This window comes from Rhizobium terricola (assembly GCF_012927355.1).
Classification (GTDB): domain Bacteria; phylum Pseudomonadota; class Alphaproteobacteria; order Rhizobiales; family Rhizobiaceae; genus Allorhizobium; species Allorhizobium terricola.
In genome coordinates, this window is record NZ_JABBGK010000010.1 from 21350 (window position 1) to 40958 (window position 19609).

The following is a 19609-nucleotide window of genomic DNA, read 5'->3' on the forward strand; positions in this document are numbered from 1 at the left end:
TGGGGGATGAGCGTGCCTATCACATTGCTCTTTCGATCGAGAAGGAAAGGGCTGCACATTCCACCCTGCGTCTGAGAAGCTTCCTGCGCCAGTTCAACGGCGTGCTCCCTCAGCAGTACTATGACTTTCTGATGCGCGGTGGTGGCGAGCCGGACTGGGCGACGGAATATCCGCGTGAATGGGCCAGGGCCGTGGACGAAGCGTGGCAGCTGGAGCTTGGCAAGGAAGATCCGGACCAGCGGCTCAATCGACGTATCGACGAGATCCGCGAGCAAAGCGGTGGCAACTCGATCCTGATCGGCGGTCCACCATGCCAGGCCTATTCGCTCGTCGGCCGTGCTCGCAATCAGGGGAAGAAGGATTACGTCGCCAGCGATGATGAGAAACACTTCCTCTACAAGGAATATATCCGGATTCTGGACCGCCTGCAGCCGGCTGCCTTTGTCATGGAGAACGTCAAGGGCATGCTGTCGTCATCCGTGGATGGCGAAAACCGGATCTTCGATCAGGTCCTTCGAGACCTTCGCGGAGAAAGGCTAGGGGCCACCGAATATCGGCTGGTTGCGCTTGACCCGAGATCCCGCCGCCAGCTGGATTTGTCGGCCTTCGAGCCACGCGCTTCCGATTTCATCGTGCGTGCCGAAGACTTCGGCGTTCCACAGGCCCGTCATCGGGTCATCGTCGTAGGACTGCGCGCCGATGTCGCGGAAGGTCTGCCGACGGCCGCCTTGGCTGATCTCATGGTGCGGCATACTCTCAAGACGACTGTTCAGCATGTCCTCGACGGCATGCCGAAGCTGAGAAGCGGGCTGAGCCGTGGTATCGACGGCGATGATGAATGGCGTGCCGTGGTTGAAGATGCCATGGCCTTCGTGGCAGATCTGGACATCGGTCTGACCGAGGACCTGCAGCAGTCCTTCACTGTCCAAGCACGAAAATGCCTTGCCGCCCTGAGGGGGATGAACCGGCTTCCGGGCCGCCAAGCATGGGGAAACGGGATTTCCGCCGAATGCCCCGCCGAACTGCGGGACTGGCTTGTTGACGAAAGGCTTTCCAACCTTCCGAACCACGCGACGCGAAGCCATATGCCGAGCGACCTTGCACGGTATTTCTTTGCGGCGGTATTTGCCCAGGTGGTCGGTCGATCACCCAAGGCAACCGATTTTCCCGAAGAGCTTTCCCCGAACCATGAGAACTGGAAGACCGGCAAGTTTGCAGATCGCTTTCGTGTCCAGATTTCCGGCGGGCCCTCCACGACAGTGACGAGCCATATTTCGAAGGACGGGCACTATTTCATCCATCCGGATCCGCTTCAGTGCCGCAGCCTTTCGGTACGAGAAGCAGCCAGGCTTCAGACCTTCCCCGACAACTATTTCTTCAAGGGAAATCGGACGGAGCAGTACATCCAGGTCGGCAACGCGGTCCCCCCCTTGCTCGCCCGCTGGATCGGCGAGGCGCTGTTTTCCATCCTCACAGCGCATGCCGACGCTGCAGACGACCAAATCGGAAGGGCCAGACTGTCGAATGTCGCCTGATCACGACGTTGCCAGTCCGGGAGCAGGGGAACTCTTCGAGTGCCCGCGAGCTCTGCTTCCCGACTCGGGCCGAGCTGGCAGACACAATCTGATACGATCGGAGCAGGCGGGGGCGTCGTGAAGAAAAAGGCGAGGACGTTTCCGGCTGCACCTATTGCTGCAACCCTCATCGAGAGTTTGCGGGACATTGGCTACTCTCTCGAAACAGCCCTCGCAGACATCATCGACAATTCGCTCGCAAGCGGTGCCAGTCTGATTGACATTCTCGCGGACACCGCTGGCGATGATCCGAAGATTGCCATTCTGGACAATGGGAGTGGCATGTCCCCGGACGAGCTGATGGCAGCGATGCGTCCAGGAAGCAGGAATCCTCTCGAAGAGCGTTCTGGCACGGATCTCGGAAGGTTTGGTCTGGGACTGAAGACCGCATCGTTTTCGCAATGCAGGCGTCTAACCGTCATCTCTGCCAGGGACGGCGTGAGATCTGCAGCGATCTGGGACCTTGATTTCGTGGCGGAGCAGAATGAATGGCTCCTGCAGCTACCTGACCCGAGCGAAGCTCAGCCGTGGGGCGATCAGCTTGGGAGCCAGGGAACCCTGGTGATCTGGGAAGCCCTTGATCGGCTTGCCCCGAAGGGTGAGCGTGGGGATCTGGTCCGGTCTCTCGACCTGGCACGCGAACACCTCGAGCTGGTATTCCATCGATACATTTCGGGAGAGCGCGGCCACGCCCGTGTGCGAATGCGACTCAACAATCGCGAACTCAAAGGCTTTGATCCGTTCGATCAGAGCAATCCGGCGACAATAGTCGGTCCTACGGAGGAATTCCGCTCCGGCCGACACATTGTCACCATCCAGAGCTTCACGCTTCCCCACCACAAGAAGCTTCCTGCGGCGGACTGGGAGCGCAATGCAGGTCGCGCCGGCTACCTCAAGAACCAGGGCTTCTACGTCTACCGGGCACGTCGCCTCATCATTCACGGGACATGGTTCGGGCTTGCGCGGCAGACGGAGCTGACCAAGCTGGCTCGGGTGAAGATCGATATTCCCACGGGCCTGGACGCCGAGTGGAAAATCGACGTCAAGAAGGCATCGGCCCAGCCTCCGTTCAATGTTCGCGAAAGGCTTCGTCGCATCATTGAAACGATCGGCGCGACTTCGAAGCGAATATATACCGCACGCGGCAGGAAGCTGGTTTCCGATGCCCGCCTTCCGGTATGGAACCGGCATCAGGACAAGAACGAGATTTCCTACAGGCTGAACCCGGAGCATCCGCTGATCTCGGGTTTTGTCGAAACTCTCAGCGAGGAGCAGAAGGTAGCATTTGACCGCCTCACAGTCCTCATCGAATCGGCGATCCCGATGGAAAGCCTCTATGCAGACATGGGCAGTGAGCCGGAGAACGTGCGAAACACGGGCATCCCGGACGATACCCTGCGCAGGATCGTCGAGTTCACAGCAGAGAATCTGGTCAACTCAGGCACGTCAGCCGATGAGGTGAGGCTGATGATGCAGGTGACCGAGCCGTTCCGATCGCACTGGGCCACAACGGAAGACATGCTGAACGAAAGATTTGGGGGCAGGGGAGATGACTGAAAACTACGAGAATCTGCGGATGGCGGTCGAGCCGTTCATCGCGAAGGCGGTGCTGCCAACTCCGGAAACAATAAGATCGTGGATCACACAGTTCAGGCTGGTGCCCGATTGCCAGGTTGATGACGCAGACGCGGAAAGGCTAGCTCGCGAGCTCGAAGCCCAGCACGGCGTATCGATGAAGATTGGCTCGGTGCTGGTCGACCGGGAATGGGCGCCGTGGCTCGAGAGCGAAAAGCCGACGATGGACCGCTACTACTGGATGAGATATCGGCGGCTCCTCGTCGAGAAACGATTTTCAGGGCAGGTTCTTGCAACGCTTGACGCAGTGACCGACCGTATCCTGGGCCTGATGGAGAATCCTCGGAAGGAAGGTGAATGGGATCGGCGAGGCATGGTCGTGGGGCACGTCCAGTCGGGAAAGACTGCTAACTACACCGGTCTTATCTGCAAGGCCGCTGATGCGGGTTACAAGCTCATCGTTGTCATCGCTGGTATACACAACAACCTGCGCAACCAGACGCAGCTTCGAATCGACGAAGGGTTTGTCGGCAGGGACAGCGCCCGCCTCGGGTCAACCAAAGGTGACCGCATCATCGGGGTGGGGCGCTATGACAGCTCGCGCCATCCCTGGACATTCACCACATCCGTTCGCGACTTCAACTCGACTGGCGCCGGCCAGGGTGGCGGCAACTTGGACTCCCTTTCAGTACCTGCCGTGTTCGTCATCAAGAAGAACAGCAGCACGCTTGGTATTCTTCTCGAATGGCTGGGAAACTACAATCGCAAGCGTGGCGCCAAGACAATCTCGGCTCCCATGCTTGTCATCGATGACGAAGCCGATAACGCGTCCATCAACATCAAGCATGGGAAAGGGGCTGTCTCCAATATCAACGGGCAGATACGTTCGCTTCTCAAGCTTTTCGACCGGAGCTGCTATATCGGCTACACCGCAACGCCCTTTGCGAACATCTTCATCGATCCGGATACTGTCGACGAGATGAGGGGCGCGGACCTGTTCCCGAGAAACTTCATCGTCAGTCTTGATCCACCTTCCAACTATTTCGGCGCGAACAGGGTGTTTCTCGACCAGCCGAGGCAGATCATTCGCCACATCGAGGATCACGACGAAATCCTTCCCCTCAAGCATTCCAGGGACACGGCGATCACCGCGCTGCCCGACAGTCTTCTCAAGGCGATAAGAACATTCATTGTCGCGAGGGCAATACGGCTCGTCCGGGGCCAGCAGTCGGCGCACAACTCGATGCTCGTGAATGCATCGCGCTTCACGGACGTTCAGCAGCAGCTTCGGAATGAGATCCACGACACTCTTGAGGCCATCAAGGCAAGTATCAGCGTGAACGGGGCCCAGTCCGAGCGGGACGCCTTGCGAGATCCGGAAATCCGCGCGCTTCACGAGGTCTGGCAGGAGGAGTATTCAATCACGTCGGAGACAGAGTGGAGCGAAGTGCAGGCGGCTCTTCATTCGTCCGCCGCGCCGATCAGTGTCGTCGAGGTCAACAGTCGTTCAGCGGGCAATCTCGCCTATGCTGATCATGAGAGCTCCGGCCTGAATGTCATCGCCGTCGGCGGGTTTTCCCTTTCGCGCGGGCTCACCCTCGAAGGCCTGATCGTCAGCTACTTCCTGCGCAATTCCATGATGTACGACACGCTCATGCAGATGGGCAGGTGGTTCGGCTATCGACCGGGTTATGATGATCTCTGCCGAGTCTGGATGCCTGAAGAGGCGGAAGGATGGTATGCCCATGTCGCGGAGTCGATCGACGAACTCAGAGATGAGCTGCGGCGCATGGAGGCGGCGAACGCTACCCCCGAACAGTTCGGTCTCAAGGTGCGCAGCCACCCCGACACACTGCTCGTCACGGCCAAGAACAAGATGGGCTCTGGAGAACGGCTGGTTGTCTCCATCGGTCTTGCCAATAGCTTCGTCGAGACCGCAATTCTCCATCGGACGGCCGACAAGCTGAAACTCAACCTCAAGGCCGCGAAGAATCTCGCAGCGAGCCTCAAGGAACACGGCTATTCGTTGACAGGAGCCGCGACCGTCACAGGCGGTCGGCTGGTGACCGGAGCACCAGTTGCTCCCGTTCTTCAGTTTTTGAAGGAGTTCCAGAACCACGAAGGGGCATTGCTGACAGACGGAGATCCTCTCCAGCGCTATATCCTTGCTCGCGCTGATGACGAGCTCAAGAGCTGGGATATCCTGTTTGCAGGCGTCGAGCGCGGCAACGAGGACACGGTCGACGACAATCTCGGTATCACGCTGAACCGTCAACGTCGAACCGCCGGGAAGCAGAGCACTTCCAAGACTCTGCATATCACCAACAAGCAGCGTGTCGCCTCGAGAGGGGTCGAAGCGACAGGGCTTGAGGCAGACGAAATTGCGTCGGCGCGCAGTGACTATCTCGCCAGGCTCGAGCAGGACGGAAAGCTGCCCGCAGAGGGTGAGCCGGTAAACTTCCCGGACAAGATCTATCGCGCTGTTCGGCGACGCCCCCTCCTGATCGTTCATCTCCTGAGGATAGATCCGGAATCCGACAAGGTTGCCGACGATCCGCAGCCTGTGGTCGCATACAGCATCAGCTTCCCGAGGACGGCAAGGGAGGAGGACACGGTGGAATACATCGTCAACACCACCTGGATCAGGGAGCACTTCCGTAACGAGGGCGACGAGGAGGAGATGGCCGGCGATGAGCAGTGATCCATGGAGGACCCTGAGCGTCCCCGTCGGTGCAGAAACAGCCAGCGCCCGGCGCGTCGATGCCGCAGGTCGATGGAATTTCTTCTGGGCAAAGGATGTGGCGGGAAGGTATCTGCTCCTCCTGGAGTACCAAGGGTTGCTTGAGGCTGTCCCGTCGCTGCCTCGACTGCATGGGATAGAGGTGGCGATCCAGTCGCGCGAGGACGGGACAGGGGGACGCCTCCTGATCCGTCTGCTCGACAATTCCCTGAAAGACATATTCCTCGAGCTCTGCAACAGCATTCTCTCTTCCACATCTCAGGCGACAAGCGAAACTGACGCGATCGGTCGGGCGGTGGCGAGAACATGGCGCTGGCATCACCTGCTTCGTGGGGGGTCTTCGATACTTCTGTCCGCGGAAGAGCAGAAGGGGCTTATCGGCGAACTGATAACACTGGAGAGGCATTTTCTTCCCGTCATTAGCGCGAGTGATGCGGTGATGGCCTGGATCGGACCTACGGATGCACCAAAGGATTTCGAGATCGGCCTGACGGCGGTCGAGGTCAAGACGCGGCGCGCCGGCGCGGTCAGTGCTGTCGTCATATCGTCAGAGCATCAGCTGGATGATGCGGGTCTCGACCGGCTGTTTCTTCACGTTCTGGATCTTTCGGAGGCGCAGTCTAGCCATCCGGAAGCCCGAAGCCTGAACGACTACGCCACCGGAATCCGTATGAGGATCGAGAGCCAGGATCAGGGTGCACTGCTTCTGCTTGACGAGCGGCTGCAGGCTGCAGGCTTCAGATGGGAAGACGACTACTCGACATCGCTCTGGGTCGAGGGCCAGTTCGAAATCTTTCAGGTTCGCGACGGGTTTCCACGATTGACGACAGCGTCCTGCCTTCCGGGAGTTGAGCGCGTGAAATACACGGTAGCGTTGTCGGAGTGCCAGGAATATGCTCTGCCGGAAGAGTCGATAAGATTGTGTCTCAGCGGGGGGTGAGATTGTCCGAGGAACTGGCAGAGTTCAACCACGAGTTTTTTCAGGATGTGCTGGCATCTGCCGATGCAGAGGGTCAGTTTACGGAAGATGCGTTCTTCGACCTCTTCTGCAAGCAGCTGATCGATGCGGGTGAACTCGACACTGCAGATCGCGCACTTTATCAGTCGACGCGAGGCATACGTGTCGATGGCTATGCCGGCGATCCGAATTCGAATGAAGGCGAACTCACGCTCATCATCGTGGACTTTTCCCAAGCTTCGGAGATCAGATCACTTTCGCGCGCGGAGATGGATGCGGCGTTCAAGAGGCTGACGAACTTCATTTCAAAGGCGCTTGAGCCGACGTTCAGACAGGGTCTGGAAGAAACCTCGCCAGGCTTCGGCGTGGCCGACATGATCGCAAAGCGCTGGAACACGATCGAAAAGATCAAGCTTGTCCTCATTACCAATCGACAGCTCAGCAGCAGGGTCGAAGGCAGGGGATCCGATGAACTTCGGGGTATTCCCGTTGCATACTCGGTCTGGGACATAGCCCGACTGCACCGTTTTGTTTCTTCCGGCCATGGCCGAGAAGAGATCGAGATTGACCTTTGCGAAGACTTCGGCGGCTCAATCCCAGCGCTGCCGGCACACCTGTCGGAGGCAGGCTACGAGGCCTATCTCCTTGTCATTCCGGGGACGACCCTTGCTGCTATCTACGAGCGCTGGGGCGCGCAGCTTCTCGAGCAGAATGTCCGGGTATTCCTTCAAGCCAGAGGCAGTGTGAACAAGGGAATCAGGACGACAATCGAACGCGACCCGGAAATGTTCTTTGCCTTCAACAACGGGATAACGGCCACCGCCGAGAGCGTGAAGGTCACCCAGGGCGGCGGGACCCTGGCGATTGCCTCCATCAGCAACCTTCAGATCGTCAACGGCGGACAGACGACCGCGTCGATTCATGCTGCGAGCAGAAAGAAGGAGCCGGGCCTCGACAAGGTGTTCGTTCAGATGAAGCTGTCGATTGTCGAGCAGTCGATGGCATCCGACGTGGTCCCGAAAATATCGGAGTTTGCCAACAGTCAGAACAAGGTGAATGCGGCCGACTTCTTCGCAAATCACGCCTTTCACATCCGGTTCCAGGAGTTCTCGCGGCGCATCTTCGCGCCGTCACCGGACGGGACATTCAGGGAATCGAAATGGTTCTACGAACGGGCCCGGGGCCAGTATCAGGACGCAAGGAACCTGCTGAAGGCGGCGCAGAAACGAAAGTTCGATGTCGAGTTTCCGAAGAGCCAGATGATCGACAAGACGGATCTTGCAAAGTTCCTGAATCCCTGGCGAGGCTTTCCCGAAATCGTCAGCAGGGGCTCGCAGAAGAACTTCGTCCATTTTGCAGACAGTATCGGCAAGGAATGGGAAAAGAACTCGGACGCGTTCAACGAGGATTTTTTCCGCCACTCGATAGCCAAGGCAATCATATTCCGCGAGGCAGAGCGACTTGTGACGAAGCAGTCCTGGTACCAAGGCGGGGGCATAAGATCCCGCGTCGTGCCTTATGCCATCGCAAAACTGCAGTTCGATGCTGCCAGGATCGAAGGTGTCGTTGACCTCGACAAGGTCTGGCGACGGCAGGGGCTGACCGATGTTCTTGAGCGCACTCTCTGCAGCGGGCTGGAAGCCGTACATGGGGTGATCACCGGAGGCCCGGGAGAAATCGCCAACCCGCTTGAGTGGGCCAAGCAGCAGGCGTGCTGGGCGAGGGTCAAGACCCTGCAGGTCTCATGGCCGGAAGACTGGGAGGATACGCTCGTCGGGCGGGACGAACATCGTGCAAACAGGCGAAGCGCAGTGCGCGACCAGCGAATGCTGAACGGCATCGAGGCGCAGACCGAGGTTATCAGGCGTGGCGGCGGGTTCTGGTGCGAGGTCAAGGCGTGGGGTACCCGCCGGAGGGCCTTGTCGCCCGATGAAGCTTCGATCCTCGCTGTTGCCGCAGGAATGCCGGGACGGCTTCCGACAGAGCGACAGTGTGCCCGGCTTCTGCAGATACTCCAGCGCCTCGAGGCCGACGGATTTCAAACATCTGCGCATGCATGAGTGTTGACATGGCAGCATACATTCGAAGGGTGTCAATCTGGACGGCTAGTGCAAGACAGGAGCTCTCGTCGAGCGGCCCCGCAGAATTCATCGCAACACCCGATGTTGACGCACATCCTGGCGGCGTGGGTAAAGGAGACGCAGCCCCTCCAGCCGTGGCAGCGGTCGCGTTCCTTCAGCCTGGCAAAACTGGCTGCGAGTGGAAAACCACCCGGCCGCAAGCAGGCGACGCACGGAGAGAGATCATTGCTGAAGCGCGATCGCTTGGGTTAGTTGATAGCATAAGTGCGTCAGCCCGGCCCGTACATAAATAAGGATGAACAAGATGGAGATCGATGCCGAGGCCAGTGCCAGAACGCTTGAGGTCGATTTCGGCGAAGAGTTCGAAATGAATATTCGGACGCTTGATCCAAATGCCTACGACCGGATCATCATCTACGTCCCACTCCCTTCGTTCGGGTCAACCCAGTCCTATCGCGACATCTGCGGAGACCTCCTCGATGCGTCGTGGGCCATCGAGCGCATGGCCGCATATGCGAAGTTTGTCAAAACAGAAGTCCCACCCGGAGATCACCGTTGCATCCGAACAGTTCTCACGGGTCCAAGGCCGGGAATATTCGAAGCCATCGCCGACTGCGCGCTTTTGATCAGCGATTTCGATGAAGATTTCACAGACGATACAAAGCTAGAGGAACTGCAGAACCTTCGCGGTCAGGTGCATGACTACGAGGACAACCTGGAATCCTATATTCACCGAGCGCCGGATATCATCGACTGGTATTTCGTGAACCTCCACGTAGCGAACGAGGAGCTGCGATCCGAAGCACCGGAAGTATGGAGCAATCAGATGGCGCGCTTCCCAGAGCGTCGCCTTGGCTTGCATCGCAGCGGCTTCAGCGGCGCAATAGGCGGAAACTGCTATGCCTCGCGGGCTGGGTGGCTTGTACCTCTCGCGGTAGGCCCTGACCAATTCTTTCTGGCGACGGATCAGAAATATCGTCTGAACGACTTCCTGCCTGCCGGCTTCCTAATCATTGACGGCGAGGCGTTCGTGCATCATGAGGGCCTCCTGGTCCGCTTTCCATCAAACTGCTATTTCAAATCCCAGGTTTGCGCAGGGCTCGTGACTCAGGACGACGAGTATGCCGAACGCTGGTCGTCAGACCCATTTAGAGCACTTCGTTCACCGGCGGCAACGACAACCGCGCCCATAGGCATCTCGACTTCGGACGCTGTAGAGGGCGTTCCAGCGCTAGCAGAAGGCTGTTATCTACACGAGACTGGCACACTTGTTTTCGTCAATGATGGCCACTTCCTCCACTTCCTCTACGACATCCGGCCGGCGCAGTTGCAGACGGCAAAGGCGCTTCGCGAGGCTTCGGCCCAGGTGACAGAGGAGCTGTCCACCGCTACCGGCGCCGCGCCGTCTTTTTATTGTGATTGGACGAGCTTGGACGACGAGGCCTTTGAAGAGCTTTCCTACCAGCTCATCTTCGACAACCCGAAGTTTAATTCCGACACAATCCGGAAGCTCGGTAAATCGCGGTCAAGGGATGGTGGCCGCGACATTGTCGTGCACGAGGCTACAGTAGGCCCTTGGGTGGAGCCGAGGAAGTGGATTTTCCAGTGCAAGCTTGTCACCAACGGCTCATCCCTTGGATCCACGCGACTGACGGATGTCGGCGACATGCTTGAGCAGTACGGCGCTCAGGGATTCGGCGTGATCACATCAGCCCAGATGGACGCCACACTCTACGACAAGCTCGACGCGATCTGCGGGAAGCGCCGGGTCGAGCAGTACCACCTGTCGGTCCTGGAACTTGAACGGGCGCTGGGGCGCAATCGCCGCGTCAGACAGAAGTTCTTCCCCGGTTCATAGAAGGCAGGCCCACGCGCCGGGGGCTGTCGGTCCCGGTTTCCGGCTTTTTGCCGGCACTATGTTAAACCTCCTGCGGCAACCCTCTTAACCGGTCTTGTGGGAGGCGAACGGCTTTTGCGGTTCCCGCTACAGCTGGTATGCCCGTTTTCTGCAAGGATAATTCCTCTCAGACATTCCACAGCCTATCACCGCATGAAACTGCGGAATTTTGATAACTGCTGGCAAGTTCGCTGCAATCGTACCGACAGGTTGATCTGCATAGGATGGCCGTGTTTTGATTTGGGCAGATTGGTAGATAGCCAAAGGTCGTCATCTTTAAAATTCGTGCACCTGCGCGCTTGGAGTCGAATGGATAATTCGAGGTTAATTGCGGAACAGAAGCTGTCCGCATTGCTTGCCAAAATCGAAGCAAGCGAAATGGCTCTTATGGAGGAAGTTGCTGGGACTGAACGACCGGTTTTGCTGGACGTCATCCGAGCTATTGATTCCATTGGTTATTTGAGAGCTTTCGCGCCGAACCATAGAGTGTCTGATCTCCCTGGCTACCTCGACATCTGCTGGCTGGGTGCCAATCGGGCGCTTTCGCTATTTCTCCCTGGCGGAATGGTCGGTCCCGGTGCGGCTTGGGCACCTACAAGTAACGACCGGTCGCGGTGGGCGAGTTCTTTGCTTTATCGCTCAGGTCTCATTTCTCACCTAAAACGATTGGTCGATTTTCTGCGATATGGCTTGGCCACGCTCGAACTTAATAAAAGTGGGGCCATACGTTTTGTGATCACAGCCGCTGATTTTGAAGCCATCGATCGCAATGCCATCATCTGGTTTACTCAACACATCAAGAAAGCGGACCGTCCATTTCTGAAGGCATTAGAGGCGGATCAAGGAGAATGGGTCACCGAGGAACTGGAAGCTCGCGTGCAAAGGGACGCCACCTTCGGCATCCGGTACTCCTCGTCCAAGGAACTCGAGGAATATTTCGAGACTTACGCCGAGCTCCGCGCTCGCGGCCTGCCGGGCAACGACAGCCTGCCCGATGACTGCAGGATTGGTCCCATTTCATTCGGCCAATATCGCACTGCGATCGTGACAGGAATGGCGCGTTGTCTGAAACATACCGCATTTGTCGATACGCTTCTGGTGCGACATAATCCGCCGGCAGCTAGGGATATCCTTACAATCTTTGCGTTTGATCACGAACTGAGGGAGCAATGGGGCGGATTGCTTAACTTGAAAGACGACGAGGCAGATATCATGCTTGAAGTGCTGGGCATCTCAACGTCCGATTCTACCCACCTGAAATTGATCCCCGATTGTCCGCAAGCATTGCTAATCAGGGGAGGCGACCAATGCTGGCACAAACCGGTATTCGGCGGCCTCAATAATCCCTTCCCATGGGTGAATCGCAAACTTCAGAGAATGTTTCGCTCCGACTGGGACAGAGCCGTCAATCTGCGGGAGGCGGTGTTCCGTGACGATCTGCGGGCGCTTTTTCCGGAACCTCGCTTCTTTATGCCTTCAAAGCCGCGTCGCTTGCGGGAGGGAGGGCGCGTCTTGACCGATATTGACGCAGCGATCTTTGATCGGCAGACAGGAACTCTGGCTGTTTTTCAGATAAAATGGCAGGATTCGTTCGAGAACTCATTGACCGAACGGGCAAGCCGCCAGAGCAACCTGGTCAAGGAAGGCAATGCCTGGATTGAGGTCGTTTCCAACTATTGCGCGGGACTTGGCGGCGACGAACGCGCCCTGCAACTCGGTTTGCCGAAAGATATGGCTGCGAGCGCGAAGGCGATGTGCCTTTTCGTACTCACCCGCAATGGCGCAAAGTTTTCGGGCGGTGAACCTCAAGACAGTCGCGCAGCGTGGTTTTCTTGGTTTGATCTTCTCAAGCGCTGCCACAGCTTGAGCCCAGGCAACGACCCGCTACTGGAGCTTTGGAAAAGCGGACGAAAGACCCGCCCTCCGCGCGGACGTCGCGAAGTTCAGAGTTTCGAACTACACGGTGTGAAAATCGAGTCGGTTGTTGTGAATTAAGACGGGTGGCGCGCTGCTGGTCCAGCTCGTGTTGTAGAACACGACTGCCATCTATAAGGACGGATCGTCTAGGTGACATAGGAATTGACCGGACCTGACCGGATCAATTTTGTCCGCTTCTCCGAGAGCCCATTGCTCCCAGGCTGCCAGCCTTGCCTCGCCAATCTCAGCGGAGCCTTCTGTGATTGCCATACGCACACTCTCTACGAGGGCGCGGATATCTTGTGCTCGACGCAGCAGGTCGCCGGATATCTTTAGATTATCTAGTCGTTGCTGGTTCAACTTTTGGAGCTGCTCTTGCCGTTGCCTCTCTTTTTCCTGACGGGCCAGTTCTGCCTTCTGTTCAGCTTCTTTCAGGCTTTCTCTAAATTTTGCTTCTCCCGCCACGATGAGTTCCGCCGCGATGATTGGGATCTTGTCCTCAAGTCGACCTTCGTCATCATCCTGCCAGCTTTTCGAAACTCGGCCAGCAAAATCTGGGGCGAGGCTTAGCGCTAAGGTTGTCGACGCCGGTAGATCAGGGGACGGTCTTTCATACCCATTCCGGCGTACTTTCTTGTGCTTCCCGACGATAGCCAGATTCAGACCAAGATAGGTGTCCCCGATGATTGCTCGGGCATGGAGTTCCTGGTTATTTTCTTGTGCGTCACCATCATGACCACGCTTGCTGAGCGCGAGAAACAGACCATTCAATATCCGAAGGCACCGTTTCGAGAGCGGTGAATCAAATATTGGCCGATCCCAGTCCCAGTTGCTTTTCGAAAACTTTTCTTGTCTGCGGGTTTCCTGTCTCAGAACATGCGCGATTCCTCTGTGGGGAACGGCAATGGTTTTCGGCGCCACAACGCGTCCGATAGCCTTCACTTCTTGGGCGAGAAGGTCATCCAATTTTTCAGGAACGGTAGCCGAGGCAAATGGACCCGCAGACGTCATAGCTTCGGCAATCGAGAGAACCTTAGCGTAGCGGGCGTCCACCTTCACCCGTCCCATTTCGCCAGGGCGCCTGGGACGAGGACTAGGGCGAGGGGGTAGAGACTTTCCGGCATGCACTTTGTTCCAGTAGCCTTGAGGCGGCAAAGGAACACCATAGTTGGACAGTTGCTTCCGCAGCCCAACATCGGAAATATCAAGCTTTCCGGCAAGATCGCGCATTGGGGCCGACCATGCAAATGCAATCAACTCTTCTGGCAAAACGAGAATATCGTTCCAATTACCGTATCGATTGGGCATCCATAATCTCACTTCTTGAAATTGCAAATGGTCTTCATGTCAGCGAAGCTCGCTGCGCGGTCCAAGCGCGACCTGGATCTCAATTGTTGGCACTCCCAGCAGCGGGCGAGGCAGCCCAAGCGAGCTTTTTCGCGATGACCGCAGCAGGAGTCCACGGTTCGATCCCAGCCACGCATATCAATTGTCTAATTATGCTTCCAGTCGTGGGGCCGGACCGGATACCCCGCGAGCTCGTTAACGTACCGTTGTTAAATTCCACTTCCTCTATGCCGCCGGGGCATGTGGTTCCCCGGTTCGAACCCGTCAAGTCTGATCGGTCCCGTCGCGTCCTGCCAATTCACGCCGTTCTGTAGTCTCTCCACCCCAGCAGCTCTGGTTCTGGCGGGAAGAAGGACCGCGACTTTTTGACAGCGAAATGACGCTCAATTGCTCTGCTCCTTTCAGCAGTCGCCTGTTCCATGGTCGACCCCGAGGCATTCAATTGCTTGAGTTTCCAGGTTATCAAATCCCATGTTCCGTAAAGCTTGGGTCCTGCCCTCAAACACTCATCAAAGAGTTGGTCGGCAATGAGCGAACTGATCCTTTCCAGATTCTCTCGGGAGATGTTATCGTTGTCCCGCTCGATCCTTTCAAAAATCTCATCAATGTTTGGCATATCCTTAACACGGAGAAACGCCTGATAATCCGCGTCAAGAGATGCAATTACCCGGTTCGTTAAGTCGGTTCGGCCGAAAGTGTCGGCGACCTCCGACAGATCCTTGAATGCCTCTGCAACCTCAATCGCTCTCTTTGCCCAAATTTCGAGATTAAGTTCCAGCCCTCGCTCAAGAAGGACAGACCAGGTTTCTTTCACATAGCTTTCTGTTTCGACCGTGAAGTTTAGAAGTATATTAAAAACTCGATCCAGTGCCGTATCGGGAAGCGCTTGAATCGCCGTCAACAGTTCGGCCCCGGGGTCTCTCATCAGCTCGGCCAAGGCGACTTCGAAAAGCGAGTTGGCGGGGTCAGACGCTAGATCTTTAACGGACTGACGCCAGAATTCGGAGTTCTTGTGGTGCGTGGCATACCACCAAAGGGGCTGCGGCCAGCCGATGTAAGTGTAGAACGCCGCATCAAATTGGTCTTTCGAGAGCAAATTCTGCGCCTCTGCGGTCGTGAGATCCAGGCGATCACGACTGAATATTGCTTGCAGAAGTGTCTGCGGAGGAGAGCTTGAGGTGAGGACCACGGCTTGCAGCCAACGCTGATCCACGCGTGGCTCGAGAAGTTTGCTTTTAAGCATGCTCCGTTCCGCATCGTCGAGCTCGCCCCAATATTTGATGAGCCATGAGATGAAAACCATCAGCGCACCCGTATCATCAACGGCGAGCAGCTGCTCGATGATAGGTCTGCGGGATTCAGCCGAGAGTGCTCCGATTAGTAAATCCACGATCGCAAGATCGAATTCGCTAAGCTGCGAGGAGTTGAGTCGCTTGACGATCGTCTCTGACCAGAGTTTTAAAAGAGGCAGGAGCTCCTCCCTGCAGCCGGAACCAATTGCTTCTTCGACCACGTTTGCGAAACGCCCGTCGATAAACGAGACGCTCGCGGGCAAGGTCTGGAGAACGTGCGGCATTAATGATGTCAGGAGCTCATAAGGCGGGTTTTCTCCGAAGTGCTCGACGCGATCAAGTATGACCAGCCTAACGAACAACACGCTCGCTATGGCCGGTGTATTCGCCTGATGGGCAAGAAGGTCCAACAGAGCTGTCCGACGCGAATTTGACATTGAAGACCAATGTCTTCCCAGCTGCTTAAGGAGGGTGACCGCAATCGACGGCACCGCGTCATTCCTGAGCTTTGCAATCACAGCTTCATCGTGGTCACGGGGAATTTGGAACCAGACCCGCGCCGCTTCCGCACGAACCATGGCCTGATCTGCCGCGAGGAATCGCATTAAGGTTGTGAAGCCCATTTCCGAGGGATGTCTTCGGAGGGTTGTGAGCAGTCGTTTCGACAGCACCAGATCAAGATCCAGCGTCTCCCCATTTTCCAATGCATCCAGATATGGGCGAATGGCCGAAAGAGGTTCGGGGTGCAACCAGGAAAACGCCTTGTTGATGAAACCGAAGCCGTGAGTGACGTCAATGTCTTCCAGACTGATGATTGCACCTTCTGCCCAGTGTGGGATTTCCTCCGATAGTTCGGGTGTTAGCTCGTCCGCGAAGCTGGTAACGAAAGACAGGCTTTCGTCACGGGTAGCCGGAAAAATAGAACGCAAGCCAGCACACGCTATATCGAAGGCCTCCGAAACCCCGGTCTTGTCATTCAAAGGCAGCAGTGACCGCATCCAGAATAGGTTTCGTGCGGTCGCCAGCGACACGCGATCAGAGAGGCACGCGATGCTGCGAGTAGCTTGGGCCTTCACTAGGTTGCGCGTATGACGCGTGTCTGCTTTGAGGAGTGCTTGCGCGCCGGCACGAAGGTATGGATGAGAAAAGAGGGTTAGATCGCCGACCTCATCGATAACTCGCCGACGCTGCAAGCCATCGAGTGCCGCCAGCTGATCATCTCCGAATGAAGGCTCCACCTTATATTGCGGAAGGGGAGGCGCATCACCACCAAGTCTCCAAACTGCCAACTCTGGTACCAGCCCAGGCTCGTCATCTCCTCCATTGATGATAAAAGACAGTTCCGTATCCGAGGCACCGTCTGCGTTGGACGTCGCCAAAGCAATGGCCCGCAGTAGGTTCTCATATGCCGCGCCTTTCTCCGCGAGTTGGACTACGAAATCGAACGCGTCGCCACGCGCTTGGCGAACGATATCGGCATCGGAAGCTTTAGGAGGCAACTGCGTGTAAGTCTGGGCAAGGTATGCAATAGCCCCAATGTCTCGTAAATCCTTTCCATCAGCGATAAGCGTTTCGACGCGACGCCGCAGATGGATCGGTACATCGTGAATCTCTGCAGTTTTGGACCAAACGGCAAGTGCAAGATCGCGACTCAGTTCTCCCACAGCAACCCAGCCGTGCGGGCCTAGAGCACAGTGGGCTATGCTTGTGTGACGGGTAACTTGCAGCAAGACGGGCTCAGACTGAGCGACGATAAGACGCCGGTTCCTTGGAACGCGCCCAGCGAGACTACGAAGGCTGGCCAGTGACGCACTCGCACTGGGCAGCGGCTCGCGTGATCCCAAAGGATCGTCGAGCAGATAAAGCCGCTCGCCACCGGCGGCTTCAGTTAGAAAACGTTCTGCTTCATCGACATGTTGTCCAACGCGCACTTCGAAGCCGGCGACTTGGAGCGCGCTGGCAATCTGTTTGGCGATCCAAGTCTTACCTGTTCTAGGTTGGCCGGTCAGAAGAAGTACCAGCTCGGAATTCAGCACATTCGTGAGGTCGCTTTCGCTGCCTCGGTGTAAGTAGCCTTGAGCGCCAACTGAATCGGGTGCCAGTTGCTTAATACGGTCGACGATCGGAGCAATGATGTCGGACTGAGTGCGCTTGGACCGCGAGACAATATCGGTAAGGTGCGCAATGGTGCCGCGAAGAGATTGGGAATCGATCCTCTGTGCCCGCAGGGCGGCCTGTAGCCTGACCTCCACCGACGCATCGTTTTGCTGCTCGATGATGAATACCCTGGACAGAACCGATGCCACCTCTACGTCGGGAAATCTCTTTAACGATGCGATCGTGCTGCGTCTGTCCTTGGCCAGCTTGGAGATCTTTTCCTTGGATGGGAGCGGATGCGTGGCAAGGAGTTTTGGGAAAAAGAGCTGCGCAACCTGTGTCGAAATTGGTCTATCCGAGAAGATGTCGTCGGTGCTTGCGTGCAGAAAGGGAAGAAGTTGATCGTCACCTCGCGCCGTAATCACAAAGACGGCTCGCCGGTTCGGATCATGTAGCAGTCGCTCAAAGAGGCAGTTCTCGTTGCTTCGATCGGGGAAGTGCGAAAGATACTCTGCCAAGTCCCCGAGGGTTGCAGTCCCTTCTGCGCCTTTCACCTGTATTTCTGCTATGAGCCGCGCGCCGGTTGGATTGAGCCAAGTCAGCGTCCCGTCTTCGCCGAACTTCGGCTCAGCTATAAACGTAGCACCATCGACCCCGCGAAACCGGTGCGCGATGTCCACGCAAACGAGATCTTGGAACGCAAACTTTTCAGGCGCGGTAATCGCAATCGTCATCGGGCTCTTCGTGTCCTCGTTACGTCATCGTGTCTGTGCATCATCGGTCGGGCGGTCCGATCGCACGCACTTCGGCAAACATGTACCGTCGTATGCAGTGCCTGCCTCTAACAGCTAGCATATTGTCGAAAACCACCTCCATGGGAGTATAAGTTCCGGAAATGAAAGGCCGTTCGAGCTAGCCGTAGGGGTCTTTCTCGATGGCCCGTTTCATCATGAACGCATTATATTCGTCGTCCGTCCATGCATCTTCGTCATCCGGTGGCGACGGAGCGACCTCATCCGGATATCCGTCTTTGAAGAATTTCTCCGCTTCCAGGTAGGCGAGAGCGGCGGGTCGGGGTTTGACCTTCAGCACGTGGAGAACCACTTCCCCCTGGATTTCGCGAAGCGGCCGATCATAAGAATATTCGGCCCAAGGAAATAGCCTTGTCATGATAAGATGAAGGTCGTTGGTCGGGATCGCATATTCGATGGATAGATCTGGCGTCCCGGCGATCTCGTCGAAATAAACCTTCAGATTCCGGAAAGTGAGCGACTTGTTCACCCACTCTTCCCAGACGAAATAGGTGTCCGATTCCGCGCTGTACTCGATAAGTTCGTCGTCGAGTTCGAAATTTGCCCGCAGGGCCTCTGCTGGGGCCAAACTTTCCGTCGCCTCGAATGCCGCCTTGGCGCTGAAATTCAGGACGTTCGATGATGGGATGACGATCGACCAGTGCTTTTTGTGGAGTTTGCATTTGTCACGCTCGACTCGCTGCCACAGGAGCGCGTTGTCGTGCGGATTATACATAATAATGAATACTGGAAGAGGATAGGTCGTCCAGTATTCGAGGTGCCTCATTTTTCCATAATAGATAAAGTCGTTCCCGCGCTTTCGAAAGTAAGAGCTTCCCGTCTTGATCTGAAGGGCAACGATCTTCACCTTGCCCTTCACTGGCTTAATGGCCTCCGCATATGCATCGATGCCTCTGTCGGAGACGGTTATCTCGCGAAACAACCACCCAAACTCCTTGAGGAAAACGCCGTTGGATTCGTGAACTCCTAGTCGCGAGGTCAGCTCCGAATCCCAGTCTTCTTCTGGCTCCCAATTCTCGTCAGTGGTCGTCACTCAAAACTCCCCTTCTCGGCAATCGCAGTTTCGCTCCGCAGGCATTCGCGTTTGCGTTCAGATGATAAGGCTTGCAACCTCTCGGCGTGTTGTATGATTTCTGCGTTTTCAAAACGATAAAATGAAATGGAAAAGGCATCCGACCCTCTATCGGCCGTTTACGCGGCCAACTGGGAGATTTTGAGCTCGACTAGTCGCAGGAATCGTTGGTTGCGAGCCCCCGCAACCAATTCAAACATAAAAGTTTCACCGCCTCGGTATAACCGGGGCGGTTTTTGCGTTTGAG

At 56.5% G+C, this 19609-nt stretch carries 10 protein-coding genes; 7 read left to right on the forward strand and 3 right to left on the reverse strand.

Annotated elements, in window-relative coordinates; genetic code table 11:
- The first annotated feature begins 131 nt into the window (after nt 1–131).
- From HHL25_RS22610 to HHL25_RS22640, 7 genes are all read left to right on the forward strand, one after another.
- Nucleotides 132–1535 carry a DNA cytosine methyltransferase gene (locus tag HHL25_RS22610; RefSeq protein WP_246701953.1) on the forward strand — a complete coding sequence of 468 codons (1404 nt, stop codon included), beginning with the start codon at nt 132–134 and terminating at the stop codon, nt 1533–1535.
- A gap of 117 nt (nt 1536–1652) precedes the next feature.
- Nucleotides 1653–3131, forward strand: a complete 1479-nt coding sequence (locus tag HHL25_RS22615; RefSeq protein ID WP_169595510.1) for an ATP-binding protein — start codon at nt 1653–1655, stop codon at nt 3129–3131.
- On the forward strand, nt 3124–5850 hold the full coding sequence (locus HHL25_RS22620; RefSeq protein WP_169595511.1) for a Z1 domain-containing protein: 2727 nt from the start codon (nt 3124–3126) through the stop codon (nt 5848–5850). The genes HHL25_RS22615 and HHL25_RS22620 overlap by 8 nt, the downstream gene beginning before the upstream one ends.
- On the forward strand, nt 5840–6829 hold the full coding sequence (locus HHL25_RS22625) for a PD-(D/E)XK motif protein (protein ID WP_169595512.1): 990 nt from the start codon (nt 5840–5842) through the stop codon (nt 6827–6829). Before HHL25_RS22620 ends, HHL25_RS22625 begins: the two co-directional genes overlap by 11 nt.
- Nucleotides 6826–8907, forward strand: coding sequence for an AIPR family protein (locus HHL25_RS22630; protein ID WP_315853113.1), 2082 nt, complete (start codon nt 6826–6828; stop codon nt 8905–8907). The genes HHL25_RS22625 and HHL25_RS22630 overlap by 4 nt, the downstream gene beginning before the upstream one ends.
- 325 nt (nt 8908–9232) lie before the next feature.
- Nucleotides 9233–10786: a restriction endonuclease gene (locus HHL25_RS22635; RefSeq protein WP_169595514.1), complete on the forward strand. Its 1554-nt coding sequence runs from the start codon at nt 9233–9235 to the stop codon at nt 10784–10786.
- A 348-nt stretch (nt 10787–11134) separates the two neighbouring features.
- Nucleotides 11135–12820, forward strand: coding sequence for a hypothetical protein (locus tag HHL25_RS22640; RefSeq protein ID WP_169595515.1), 1686 nt, complete (start codon nt 11135–11137; stop codon nt 12818–12820).
- A gap of 51 nt (nt 12821–12871) precedes the next feature.
- On the opposite strand, the gene HHL25_RS22645 is transcribed toward HHL25_RS22640, so the two are convergent.
- From HHL25_RS22645 to HHL25_RS22655, 3 genes are all read right to left on the reverse strand, one after another.
- Nucleotides 12872–14050 carry a hypothetical protein gene (locus tag HHL25_RS22645; protein ID WP_169595516.1) on the reverse strand — a complete coding sequence of 393 codons (1179 nt, stop codon included), beginning with the start codon at nt 14048–14050 and terminating at the stop codon, nt 12872–12874.
- A gap of 337 nt (nt 14051–14387) precedes the next feature.
- Complete coding sequence (locus HHL25_RS22650; protein WP_169595517.1) at nt 14388–18212, reverse strand: nSTAND3 domain-containing NTPase; 3825 nt, start codon at nt 18210–18212, stop codon at nt 14388–14390.
- Nucleotides 18213–18390: 178 nt separating this feature from the next.
- A complete protein-coding gene (locus HHL25_RS22655) occupies nt 18391–19323 on the reverse strand; it encodes a DUF4365 domain-containing protein (RefSeq protein WP_169595518.1) in 933 nt (310 codons plus the stop codon).
- Nucleotides 19324–19609: the final 286 nt, after the last annotated feature.